Source organism: Nitrospirae bacterium YQR-1, from assembly GCA_039908095.1.
Lineage (GTDB): Bacteria > Nitrospirota > Thermodesulfovibrionia > Thermodesulfovibrionales > Magnetobacteriaceae > Magnetomonas.
The window spans coordinates 36,764-50,305 of sequence record JAMOBJ010000026.1; the positions used below are offsets into that span (position 1 = coordinate 36,764).

At 37.8% G+C, this 13,542-nt stretch carries 8 protein-coding genes; 3 read left to right on the forward strand and 5 right to left on the reverse strand.

All coding sequences use genetic code 11. The features are described 5' to 3' along the window. Positions 1 to 11 precede the first annotated feature (11 nt). From H7844_11935 to H7844_11955, 5 genes are all read right to left on the reverse strand, one after another. Positions 12 to 3,227 carry a tetratricopeptide repeat protein gene (locus H7844_11935; protein MEO5357992.1) on the reverse strand — a complete coding sequence of 1,072 codons (3,216 nt, stop codon included), beginning with the start codon at positions 3,225 to 3,227 and terminating at the stop codon, positions 12 to 14. 60 nt (positions 3,228 to 3,287) lie between these two features. After that, positions 3,288 to 4,136 (reverse strand): hypothetical protein, encoded by an 849-nt coding sequence (locus H7844_11940; GenBank protein ID MEO5357993.1) that lies wholly within the window; start codon positions 4,134 to 4,136, stop codon positions 3,288 to 3,290. An 11-nt stretch (positions 4,137 to 4,147) separates the two neighbouring features. After that, a complete protein-coding gene (locus H7844_11945) occupies positions 4,148 to 4,792 on the reverse strand; it encodes a DUF4384 domain-containing protein (GenBank protein ID MEO5357994.1) in 645 nt (214 codons plus the stop codon). A 61-nt stretch (positions 4,793 to 4,853) separates the two neighbouring features. After that, complete coding sequence (locus H7844_11950; GenBank protein MEO5357995.1) at positions 4,854 to 5,555, reverse strand: hypothetical protein; 702 nt, start codon at positions 5,553 to 5,555, stop codon at positions 4,854 to 4,856. A 645-nt stretch (positions 5,556 to 6,200) separates the two neighbouring features. After that, on the reverse strand, positions 6,201 to 9,359 hold the full coding sequence (locus H7844_11955) for a hypothetical protein (GenBank protein MEO5357996.1): 3,159 nt from the start codon (positions 9,357 to 9,359) through the stop codon (positions 6,201 to 6,203). 229 nt (positions 9,360 to 9,588) lie between these two features. On the opposite strand from H7844_11955, the gene H7844_11960 reads away from it, so the two are divergent. The 3 genes from H7844_11960 to serS all read left to right on the forward strand — a co-directional run bounded on the left by H7844_11960 (position 9,589) and on the right by serS (position 13,469). Next, complete coding sequence (locus tag H7844_11960) at positions 9,589 to 10,002, forward strand: response regulator (GenBank protein MEO5357997.1); 414 nt, start codon at positions 9,589 to 9,591, stop codon at positions 10,000 to 10,002. Between the two features lie 124 nt (positions 10,003 to 10,126). Further along, complete coding sequence (locus H7844_11965; GenBank protein MEO5357998.1) at positions 10,127 to 12,172, forward strand: response regulator; 2,046 nt, start codon at positions 10,127 to 10,129, stop codon at positions 12,170 to 12,172. A gap of 28 nt (positions 12,173 to 12,200) precedes the next feature. Further along, positions 12,201 to 13,469: a serine--tRNA ligase gene (serS, locus tag H7844_11970; protein ID MEO5357999.1), complete on the forward strand. Its 1,269-nt coding sequence runs from the start codon at positions 12,201 to 12,203 to the stop codon at positions 13,467 to 13,469. Positions 13,470 to 13,542 lie beyond the last annotated feature (73 nt).

The following is a 13,542-nucleotide window of genomic DNA, read 5'->3' on the forward strand; positions in this document are numbered from 1 at the left end:
TTATTTCTCTGTTATCTGCCAAATACCGCGCCAACCGCCCAATAGTACGGATGTTTCTCTAATTTAGGTGTCTTAGTATCCTCAAGGTACTTTAATTGTGCCAGCCTGTAAGCCTCGGCAGGCGTCTCCTTGGTGAGATTCTGGAAAAATTCGTTCATTATGTACTGAGTAGGTTTATCTTCAGCAGCCCAAAATGTTCCTAAAGTGTATTTGAAATTTCTCCTCATAAACGTATCAACAAGGCTTATCTGATCAACTCCGGGGCTCCAACCGGCCTTCTCCAACTCCCTGCCAACCTCTTTAGAATTCATAAAACTCTGGATCATTTCCTCATTAGTACCTGGCGGTACAGTTACTGCAGTATGACAAGCCGACAGAACAGCAATTTTTGCATTTGAAAAAACTGACTCCGGCAGCGCTAATATTTCCTGAAGGGTTAATAAACCATTACCGCCGGCTTTTTTCTTTGCGTCATAACTCATAAGCAAAAAGCCGTTTAAAGGACTTTTGGATGTAAGTTCTTTATTAAAAAATGTATATAAATTCTTAAACATAGGATCTTTATTTTTTTCATAAATATAATTAAGAGATACAACTTTTGCATATGGAACACCATGAGTTGCAAAATAAAAAATATCATATCTTTCTTTTGAGACAGATTGTATCCATGCTTGTTTTGTTGCATCATCCTTAAGAAATGTTGTTGGGTTAAGATGTAGTTCTTTCCCATTTTTCACTAGGAAATCCACCTCCTTTTCAGCACCTCCGAGACTAGCAAGCATTAAATCCAGTTCAGTATTATGTGGATTACCAATGGCAAGAATCTTAAGAAAAGATGCAAGTATTGGAGCGCTTTTTCTAGATTCTTTTGCCTTACTTAGAAAAGACAATCTGATATATGAAACACTTTTATTTTTAATTAGAGATACTGGTTCTCCGTTTTTATCAAAACCTGAAACAAGAGCAGAAAATGGAACATAAGAAAGGATTTTGTTTGGCACTATTATTAACTTTTTCTTTGAGGCAATATCCAGCTCAACAGGCTTTACTAAAATATCGTACAAAAAACTTAATGTCTTGTTAAATTCATTGTAATCTTTAATGTTAACTATATATTTCTTGCCACTGAATAAGTATATCTTTTTTGTGATCTCAGTCTGTATCTTATCAGTAAGTTCTTTAGTGCCGATTTTAGAAGATACAGAAGAAATTTTCTCTTTAGTGACACAGACAATATTGAGAGAGTCGTTTAGTGGAAAGTACTCAATCAGAGCCTCATCGGGGTCTAAGGCGGCCTGTATTTCATTTAAGTCAAGTTTGGCGGCGGTATCAAACAGCACGGCGTCGTCTTTGTACTTACTTTTCCATTCGTTTAACTGTTGTGTGAATTTAACATCTGCAGCTTGCTTCTGCTGAGCTACCTGTTTTTTCTCATTTTCAATATTTTGATCTTTTTCAGCTTTTTCCTGAGGTGATTTAGTTTCCTGTTTTTTAGCGTCATCAAGCTGTCTTTGGCGGTTGTCGAGTTTATCCCGCTGAGCGATAGTTTTATTCATATCCTCATGCAATTTGCTTTTATTTGGATCCTCGTAGTGAATATTAGCGGAGTTCATGGCATTTTTCATGACTTCATTTTTATATATTTCAGCATACTCCAGTTGACGCTGAAGATATTCCTGTTTTTTTGTTTTTTCGTATAGCGCTGCGGCAATTTCTATGGCCTCGTTAAAAAGATCTGCCTTGTCTTTCATATAACTGCCAAGCAATGTTGAATCGCCGCCCTGAATTTTCATAACAATGGCTATGGCTTCTTCATAATTCTTAAATGCTTCTTCCTTCTTTCCCTGCATGTTTAATACATAGCCGATGCCGCACAGAGCCGACCAGATAAACTCGTTGGCGCCGATAGGTCTGACCAGAGAAAGCGCCTCATTGTAAGCCTTCAGGGCGGCATCTGTCGCCTCTGCGGTGGAAACCTTTATATATGTAGGTTGTTGTTCTTCAAAAATCAAATCACGGCTTGTACGCCCCGGATCTATGCCTCTTCTTAAAACCGTACCTATCATGTTAAGCGCCTCCGCCATATAGACGGTATTACCAAGTTTGCGATAAATGGTAAGTGCTTTCTGGTAATACTCATAGGCTTTCTGATAGTTCAGATTCTCCGACTCCTCAAGCCTGCCTAACCCCAGGTAACAACCAGCCTCACCCTCGGTAAATTTAACCTGTTGGTATATTGCCAAAGCCTTTTGATAACCCTCACGTGCCTCAGCGTACTTTCCGTCTATACGTTTAACTAAAGCAAAATTGCTCCATGCTATTGCCTCCGACTCCAGGTCCTTTATCTGCTGCGCTATCTTAATTGACTCCTGAAACGAATTTAGAGCTTTGCTGTAGTTGCCGGCACTTTTATAGACTAATCCCTCGTTGTTATAATCTGCGCTTAAGCTGTTTTTAAGGTTGTTTTTCAGCTCAATCTCTATTGCTTTTGAAATTAACTCAAGGGCCTTTTTATATTGCCCCTCATCCCAGTAAATAATACCTAAGTTACTGTAGTTTTCCGCTAACGACTGCGGTTTGTTGAGTTTTTTTGATATGGTTAGTGATTTTTCAATTTGGTCTTTTGCCTCTTTGAAATTTCCAACTTTGGCATTGGAAAGCCCTGCCGCCGTTAATATAAGAGATTGCTTTTGGTTGTCATTTGTGGTAAGCGGCAGAGCATCCTGATATCTCTTAATCGCTTTGGTATATATTTCGCTTCTTCTGTAAGCATCGGCAAGTTCCGACAATACATCTGCCTTTGTTGATGCGTCAAGCTCAGGCATAGCGCTTAAAAGCTCTTCCAGAGATTTTATCCTTAGAGCATAATTACCTGCTTTATAATGAGATGTAGCAATGGCCCTGATTATTTTAACTTTCAACTGTGGCTGTGGGTTTGGGTGAAGACTCAGAGCGGTTTCAAGTTCTCTGAGGGAATTTTCATAATCCTCGATTTTTAAATAAATAAAGCCGATGTTGGATTGATTTCTTTGTGCCTCCGCCATATTGTTGCCTCTTTTAAGCATATCTACCGCCTTCTTAAATTCCGAAATGGCTTTAACGTAGTCCCCTGCGCTGTAATAGTTGTTGGCGTTGTTGACAACATCCTGTAGTGTTTCACTGTTTGCAAAAGATGCTGATAAAATCAAAACAAGTAAACCCGATAAAAATAACTGCCAAGCCCTCATAATCCCCTCCCTGCTAATCTATAACTGGGGATGCGCTGCATCCCCAATTATAAGTTTTATTTACTCAGACAAATTGTTGGCATCCACAGTGAGCGCCTCTGCATTGGCAAGCATTCCTTGTGCAATTGTCAAAAGCGCCTGAACATCTGTTAGTAATTTTGGCGCTGATGTTGCAGCCTTCACAAGCCCAAGCGGGCCGCCGCTTTTGGCATCTTGAACGGTTTGCTGTATCTCAGACAATAATTTTGTTACGCTCTGCACGAAGCTGCTTAAAGACTTTACCAAATCATTTGCTTTTGGAACTACCGTCTTTTTTATTGCCGCTTTATCTTCTTTTGAGAGTTCGTCATTTGCCTTAGCCTCGTCTGCGTACTCTTTTCTTGCTGTTTTTAACTCATCCTGAGCTGCATTCATCTCCTCAAGTTTAGCCTGGTCAATTTCACTTACAAGCACGGCAGCATTTTTTTCTCTGCTCTTTCCTAATGCTTTTGCCTGTTTTGATCTTGTTACACAATTACAAGAGCCCCACATATCGCTATATTTATCCGTCAGAGATTTATACTCTGCTGCAAGGTCAAGCACTTTTTGCGAGGTGCCGCTGCTGACTTTGCCGGATTTGGAGACGTCACTTTTAGCGGTTGTAATAAGAGTGCCATACTGTTTATCATTGCCTCTTATTTTTTTGTCCAGGTCCCTCTCTAATTTCCAGTCACAATTAGGAGCCGTCTTCGGTTTTTTAATTGTTTCATATGAGGTTTTCTCAAGCTCGTAAGAATTACTTCCGGCATCTTGTGCTCTTGCATTTGCCTGACCTGAAAGCTCCTTGCCTGCCGCAATTAAACCTGCCAGTAAAAGTAGCAAACCTATCCAAATAACTGCTTTTTTGTGTCTTCTGTAAAAACTTTTCACTTCCTCCTCCTTTATTTATGTTTTAAGTTGTAGTTAACCACCAAGGGTTGGCTATAATCCGGTGCCGTCTGAGAACTGGTGGAAACCCCTGTGTTGCTGTTGGTGTCCTCTTCAAAGACGAGGTCTCTCGATGTACGCTGGTTTGCGCTTGAATCAGCAGCTGTGGGTGCACCACCACAAACTTCTGTAGGTTTTTCTTTATAAAGATGAAAAAAAATACTTTCCACACCCTGGTTGTCATCAAATTTAAAAGATCCGTTTACAGGAATTGTATATTCCTGATTTCTTTTGATTCTACTATCCATGCCTGTTTTTTCAGTTGGAAACAATATGTTTGGTCTGCCGGAGGAGCCCTGAATTAGCCAACAGGCATAACCATCGATATTTACGCTGTAAATAAACCTTACTTTATCACCAGCTTTAAAATCATAAGTATATGGTACCCGGGTTTTCTTACCGTTACGTTCAAGCTCAATGATGGTTTTAATCGCTAAGTTTACGTTATTCTTGCGTCCACTGCCACCCTTTTTTTGTGTTGTTTGCGCAGGTGGCGGTTCACTCTCTTCAAAGACAAGGTCACGGCTGGCCCCGTGTGTTATTAAAGGGTGAAATATTGTTAACAAACATAAAATAAGTGTTAGGTACAAATATTTCATAGACTACCTCCTTAATCATATCGTTTATTTGCAAAAACCTCCCAAATACCGTTAAATAACACTACTGTTCGTTCATAATCACACCAATTACTTTGTGTTCATTTTGTTTCACCGCCCATTCCTCAATTATTTGATCAACATTTGATTTGTCGTATCCTTTAAAAGATTCAATGATTTTTGTTTTTTCCTCTTCTGAAAAATTGTTCCACTTTTTTAAATAACGGTTTTTAAACTCTTGGTTTTGGTCCCATATAACGTGAATTATTTCATGGGTAAGGTTTAGTGTCATATTACGTTTTTTACCCTCGGCAGCTCCCAAAATATGGTTAATCGAATTGCCCTGTTCAAAATTCCCGGGAGTTTTTATTTTTAAGACGCCGTCTTTTATCAGCCGTTTTACAAAATAAATCTCTTTATCACCAAATACTGTATGTTTTTTGCAAGATGAGTTTAACCACACCACTATTTGCATAGTTGAATAATGAAACCCCTGCGCTCCGTTTCTAAATCTTTCAATCGAAACCGATTTATCAAGGTCTTTGTGAAAAACAGCAATGTTGTAAATCATATCCGCCAAATCTTCCTTTTTATAAAATAAAATCTCATAAGTTGTTTTCCTGTATTGCCATGAGTTAAAAAACAAGTACAATTTTCTTATGTCAAAAGGTTCTCCATATACAAACCCCGGAAGCATAACCCCTCCCGATAACTCACTGCCGGCATCAGTGCTGCCGCTGCCTGCCGATAGTGCCTTGTCATCCATATTGCATACTCCTTCCGTATTGTTATCTGTGCTAGGTAGCAAGCCTCCATGAGATTGCGTAGCACAAAAAAAAACAAAACAAGTGTCAACAGCAAAATGGAAATATCCTTTAGTGAATACATCACTATCAAAAAACCCTTTAGCTATCTCTATAGTTATTAATCAATTATTTACTCAGCCTCCTTAAGTAACTTCAGACTTGCTATCCGATATATGTGTAACCATAAAATAAACAGTTCCTTCAAAGAATGAGATATAAATACCATATAAATGCGCTTTTATGATTCTATACATTTGACTGTTACATATGTGTTACATATTATTTAAAATGCCTATGCAGTTAGCTACAAAGGCAACTTATTTAATATGTCGGGGTTTTTCATAATTATAGTGAAATTCAAAAGTATGTTCATATTGATTTTGTAAGAAGATGTGATTGCCACGGGATTTCATCCCTCGCAATGACGTTATGTGCTTGTTTTTGCAGTATTATTTTATCCGTCATTGCGAGGAGCGATAGCGACGTGGCAATCTTAGTTTTCAGAAATAATGAACGGAATTCTGCACATTACTATACAAGGATGAAAACAGTTTTATAAAATGGTTTAAGGAAAGGTTTTGATCTATAAAGTGTTAACTGTATGATTATGTCTGAGCATTTCTGCGTAATATTTCTTTTAATTGAGACTCCACGATTAAAGCTTTGGTAAGGTCACCAATCTCTCTGTAACAAGTTATCAAATGTTTATAGGATTCGACATAAAAAATATCCTTTTCGATAACCTCTCTGAAACACTGAACAGCTAAATCAAATCTCTTGAAATATTTGAAATATATGCCGGTATTCATACAAAAGCGTACAAACATTTCTTTAATTTCTTTTCTGAAAGGAACAATCCACAGCGCTGGTTTTTCAGAAATTAAAAAATCTCCCTGATATATTTTCTTCATTTTACAAAATAAGTTAAAGACCTCATCTATATTTTTGCTATCCTTGTTTCTCATAACATCTCTGGTTTTATCGTTAATATAATTTAAAGCAGCCACATCCACCCAACATCTACTTAAATCTAAAGACAGTTTTCCATCCTGATAATCAAAAATGTCTTTTTCAATGCTAAATAAATTACGTAACCGGTGGAGGGTTGTTCTAAAAGAAATGTGAGCAGTATCACCGTCGGCATCATGCCAAAGCGTATCCTCTATCGTTTCGTTACTTACATATTTACAGCCGAAAGCTATCAGCGCTTTTAACATATCCAGCGGTTTATGCTGAGGTTTACCTGTAAATTTTATCGGTTTGTTATTTATTTCTATCCGGAATTCCCCTAAGGTATATATTTTTAAAAACCATGGCCAATTTTCAATCTCTATACAGGATTCATCTGCAGAAAAATCAAATTCCCGGGCTATAAGTCTTACATATTCAGGTTCTATTCCCAACTGCAAAGCCTTTTTACATATCGCAAAATTTACATCGTAATTATGAAGAATAAACATTATGCCGTCATCTTTTATCAACGCAATCGCTTTTGAAAAAAATATACTAAAATTCTGATCGTCATTGTTTTTTAACGCTATGAAAGCTTCCATTAGAGAGCATATATAATCACCAATGTTCGTTCCTGCCGCCCTGCCTATAACGGCTATTTTTTCCATTTCTGCTCTTGCCTTATCATAAAATCCATACTCTATATAGATAACAATCAAAGGATATGTGTTATGAATACTCAGCATTGGACTGTTTGCCTGTTCTGTGTATCTGATACAAAGCTGCGCATATTCTAAAGCAGATTCCAAGTGCTTTTTCGTACAGGCAACGATAGCACTGAAATAATTTAAAAATATTTTTCCATATGCCTGATAATTGCCGGAAACGATTCTCATTTTAGTTAAATACTCTTGAGCTTTTGTAGTATTGTTTAAAAACAGCATTCCAAAAACCATTTCTCCATAGGTAGTTAAGTACCATGTATGTATTCCAGTTTTTTCAGATATTTTTAAAGCTTCATTTGCACATTCAATTATTTTGTTCGGATTACACCTGTAAATGTAAAAGACAGACTCCATATCCAAACACATTATTTGGAGCAATGGATTTGTAGATGGATTCATATACAACGGCTTTAAAAAATTTATTATTTCCGATGCTTTGTTTGTTTTGCAATTCCATAATAGATAATACACATAATTATATCCCAAAAGAATTTTTATCTCGGTACTATTAGAAGAATAGATTATATCATTGACTCTTTGAGCTAAATAAGGCATCCTTGAGTTTCCTGGTTGATAGAACAATAAAGCAAAAAACAAACACGCAACCACTCGCTCTTCAATTTCTACGGAAGGATAGCCTTGTTTCGATTCTGTTATTTGGTCAAACTCTTCTATCCAGTATCCCAAAGGTGAGAAGTCATTCCAGTCATAGGCAAATGTCTCAATTATTTTAGTCCAGGTTAAGAATGTTCCTTCCATGTCATTTTGGATTTTGAACATTTTATATGCGTGTTCAAAAAAATTGCGGGCATCTACCGGATTAATATTTACAAAACAAATCCCTTTCCAAAAAAGCAGCCGGGGGTTTGAGTTTATGAAGTTTTCATCCAGACTATCAAGCCATTGAAGGACAACTTTTCCCCTGCCTTGTAAAATAAACTGAGGGGCTTTATTTATAATTAGCTGTGAAAGTTCGTTCCAGTGATTTCCTTCAATAAATAACTCGGCGGCAAGGTCTTCATAACCATATTTTTGTAGTGTTAAGGCCGACTTAAATCTTATATCCTTATATTCATCCAATGGTAAAGTTACTGCTTCTTTTTTTAAAAAATCTATAAACAGATCATGATACTGATAAATAGCTTCATTTTCTATATGTTTTATTACAAAAAAATATTTTCTAATCAGTGTTTTAAATAGTTCTGTCAAATCTTTCCGCCCTGTAATCTCCTTTACCATCTCTAACTTTATTTCCGGGAAAAAGACTGTTTTTAATAGGAGATACTTTATATCAGAGTCACTTTCTTCAAATACTTCTTTTGACAGATAATTGAATATATCTTCTTTTGTATAATTATACAGTGTATTTTCAAATGCTTTATATTGTTTAAAATTCTTTGACAAAAACACAAGACAGACCGCCCAGCCATTTGTAAAATTACAGACAGATTTTATGTCTATATTTTCAGGTAATTTTGAGACGGATTTTTTAATTAATTCAGTTGTTTCGCTCATATTAAACGCAATTTCTTCCCACTCAATTTCTTTTATTGACCCATTAGCATGTAACCTTACATATTCTTCAGGAATTTTTGTTCTGCTGCCTACTATTATTTTTATACCATTTGGTATTATGGAGAAGCCCTCGTTTAATAAAACATGAATATTCTTATTTTTTACTTTTTGAAAATCATCGAATACTAATACTGAATTTTCGTTAAAAGTTCCATACAAAGATTCAAAAAAATTTAAGGTAAATTTGATATGGTCTGTATAATCAGTGGTTAAATAAGGTAGTTTTATTACGCCGTTAGTAAAATTAAAAACGGCTGAAACCAGATAAGAAAAAAAAGTCTCAGGGGTCTCATCCCTTATATCGAAATTATACCAAATGTGCGGTATTTTATAGTATTCAATATAAGATGATATCAGCGTTGTCTTTCCTGACCCTGCCGTCGCTGTAATCCAGATGATTTTTGATTCATCAGCAGCATTTATCCTGTCTAATAACCTTTTACGCATAAGTGCATTTTTTGCTACAGGCTTTTGTATCTTTGAATAAAGATGTATATTGTTTAAATTTTCCATATTAAATTTTATCAGAGTTCAAATTTTCCTATATTATATAACAAATAATACAAATACTGTAAAGCATCAAAATAAACAATATTAAATTGCAGGGCTATACCTTAATTCCACTAAAAAGTGGTCTTGACAAAGGGGTCCACTATAGAGGCATTAAATTATTTTTTTAAACTGACCCACTAATGTTTTTTTGTTGCAATGGATAAAAATATAGGATTTTTGTTACAATGTTATGTCATATAAAGTAGCTTATCAAAAAGTTTGGCAACAGGAGAGCGGGATGGCCGGCAAGCGGGTATTGTTGGTAGATGACGAGGAGTTGGTGAGAGAGATGGTGGCTTATTTTTTGTCGGAAGGTGACTTTGAGATTGTTACGGCGGAAAGTGCTAAATATGCGTTAGACATTATAGATAAAGGTAATTTTTTCGATATCGTTGTTTCGGATATGAATATGCCCATAATGACCGGCCTTGAATTTGCTCAGGAAATAAAAAATAGGGATATGAACTTGCCGTTTATTCTTCTAAGCGGTACTCCTGTGGATTTAAGTGAGGATAAACGACAGGAATTAGGAATTATAGCATGTCTTTTAAAAGACAGCAATCTTGACTCTCAGATTGTAAGTGCTCTTAATGAGTATATTTAGCAATTATGAGTGTAACTACTGAAAATGGAAACATGGTTGGGTTGCCGCTTGCAGGAGGCAATGCAGTCCTTTATCAGCATAATAAACATCAATATAGAATAGTACTAACCTATGGATATATAGGATGAAAGATAAAGTAGAGAGTTTCAGAGAAGCGTTTATTTCTAAACTGCCTGAGAAAATCGAAACAATAAAAAAATCGTGGGAAAGAGGCTTAAGCATAAGGTGGGAAAAGGAGGCGGTCAGGGAAATGCACAGATTGCTTCACAGCTTAACCGGAGTCTTCTCTATTTTGGATTTTAAGGAACTTAAAAATAAATCAACCTATTTAGAATCTCTGCTTAAGACTTTAATTGAAAAAGACTATGAGCCTCAGCCACAAGTTAAACTGGAGCTGGAAAGGGGACTTAAGGGTATCCTTGAAGCCGGTGACACAGCAGTAGCAGCCTCTCAGTACCCGCAACCACACAGTAGTATTGCAGCCACTGCTTATGAAATATTACCAAAGCCGGTTGTAGCGTCGTCTTTATTGTCAAAAAAGCCGGTAAATAAAAATTTAATTTTTTTGATAACTGAAAAAAATACTGATAATCTGTCATCAATGCTTGATATGGCAGGGTTTACCGTGGAGATGTTTAACAAAGTTACAGAGATCACTTTAAATGAATATCTACCTCTTTCAATCATAATAGATACGGCGTTTCCCTACTCTGAAATGCAGGGATACGAATATCTGAATGTTATAAGAGAAGAAATTTTTCCTGAAGTGCCTGTGATTTTCATCTCAGATACTGATGAAATCAATTCACGTCTTCAGGTAGCTCGCTTAGGCGGCCTTGCCCTTTACAAGCGCCCTGTTAACTTCAAGTCACTTACAGACCGTCTTAGAGAAATGGCCTCAGTTACCAGTATTGAACCATACCGGATACTTATAGTGGATGATGAGGAGGATGTAGCCAAATACTACGCTTCTATTCTTAAATATGCCGGGATGGAAACCACGGCAGTCACTAATTCCTTTGATGTACTTAAGGAACTTGCCGCCTTTAACCCTGACCTTATCCTTATGGATATGTACATGCCGGGATGTACCGGTTTGGAGCTTGCCGTAGTAATCAGGCAAATTGAGGACTACATGAGTATCCCTATTGTGTTTTTATCCGGTGAAACTAATGTGGATGCACAACTGTGGGCAATGAGTACAGGGGCTGACGATTTTATCACAAAGAACATACAAACAGAGCATCTTATCTCATCAGTAACAATACGAGCTGAAAGAATGCGCATGTTGCGTTCTATAAACCGGCTCAGAGACTATAATCAGACTCTTGAGTTCATGGTCGAGGAAAGGACAAAGGAACTTGTCACAACCTGTAAGACACTCAGGGAGAAATCCTCTGAGCTTGAGGAGCTAAACAGGCATCTTGAGGAGAGGGTAAAGCTGGAGACGGAAAAACGACTGGAGAGTGAGCAGTTACTGGTTCATCGCTCAAGGCTTGCCGATATGGGCGAGATGCTCAATGCTATAGCCCACCAGTGGAAACAACCGCTTAATAATCTTTTTCTCTTGATTCAGGATTTGGATTTTGCTTTCAATAACAACGAAATAGACAAAGAGTATGTAGATAAAGTAATCTCAGAGGGCACAAACCAAATAACTTTTATGATTGATACGGTTGAGGATTTCAAAAATTTCCTTAAACCTGATAAACTGAAGGCTGACTTTAGCGTAAAGGGTGCAATTGATAGTATCCTTAAGCTCATGGATAAGAAGTTTGTTATGGAAAACGTTGAGATTGTTGTTGAAGGAGATGACAATATTATGGTTTTTGGTTACTCTAATGAATTCAAACAGGTAATTTTAAATCTTCTTCAAAATTCACTGGACGCTTTCGACAAGATATGTATCACAACTAAAAGGAAAATACTAATCACAATAGTAAAGAAAGAGACAAAGGCGGTTATTTCGATACAGGATAACGCCGGAGGCATCCCTCCTGAGATAAAAGACAGCGTATTTGACTCTTACTTTACAACTAAGAAAGAGGGTACAGGCATTGGGCTATACATGTCTAAGGTCATAATAGAGCGTGGTATGGATGGTAAGATGTATGTTGAAAATGTTGCCGCCGGCGCAAACTTTATAATAGAGCTGCCTGCTGTAACTTAAAAAAAACACTAAGGAGTTTCATAACTGTATGCTTGATATAAGGCACATAAGGGAAAATCCCGAAAAGGTTATTCGATCGCTGAAAAAGCGCAATTCCGATATAGACCTCAGTGAGCTGCTTGCTCTGGAGCAGCGCCGAAAAACACTTCAGCTGGAAGTTGAGGAACTACGAAACCGGAGAAATGTGGTATCCGATGAAATAGGCAAACTAAAAAAGCAAAAACAAAATGCAGACGCCCTTGTTAGTGAAATGAAAGAAGTCTCAGAGCGTATAAAGACTCTGGATGAGGAGATTGGCGGGATTGAAAACACAATTTCCGGTACTATGCTCCTTATACCAAATATCCCACATGAGAGTGTTCCAGTGGGGAAGGATGAGACTGAAAACATTGAAATCAAGAAGTGGGGAGAGCCTTCAACATTTGACTTTAAACCCCTTAACCACTGGGACATAGGCAAAGCGCTGGATATAATAGACTTTGAGCGGGCGGCAAAGATAGCAGGCGCCAGGTTTGCACTAATGAAAGGCATGGGGGCGAAACTTGAGAGATCTCTTATGAATTTCATGTTAAACCATAACGTCAAAAGAGGCTACACGGAAATATTCCCGCCTATTTTAGTAAACCGGGAAAGCATGACGGCAACCGGACAACTACCAAAATTTGCAGAGGAGTTGTTTCGAACTGCCGAACCTGAATTCTACCTGATACCCACAGCCGAGGTGCCGGTTACAAACATTCACAGGGATGAGATACTCAGAGATGAGGAGCTGCCGATTCGCTATACGGCCTATACGCCGTGCTTCAGGGCGGAGGCCGGTTCTCATGGCAAAGACACGCGCGGGCTCATTCGTCAGCATCAGTTTAACAAAGTCGAGCTAGTCATGTTTACCAAACCGGAGGACTCCTATCATTATCACGAGGTACTTACCGCTGATGCCGAAAGTATTCTGGAAGCTCTCGGGCTTCCCTACCGGAGGGTGCTGCTATGTACCGGAGATATGGGGTTTTCCTCGGCAAAGACATATGATCTTGAGGTGTGGCTTCCCGGGCAAAACCGCTACAGGGAGATTTCATCGTGCTCCAACTTTGAGGATTTTCAAAGCAGACGGGCCGCCGTCAGATTTAAAAGACCCGACAAAAAGGGTACTGAGTTAGTACACACGTTAAACGGCTCCGGGCTTGCCATAGGACGCACTTTGTGTGCTATACTGGAAAATTATCAACAAAAAGACGGAAGCGTTGTCATACCGAAGGCTCTGCACCACTACATGGGCACAGAGATTATAACATATTGAGCTGTCCGATATGTACCAATAACATTCGTATGACACAGTAAAAACCACCCTCTAAATCTCCCATGAGGGAGAC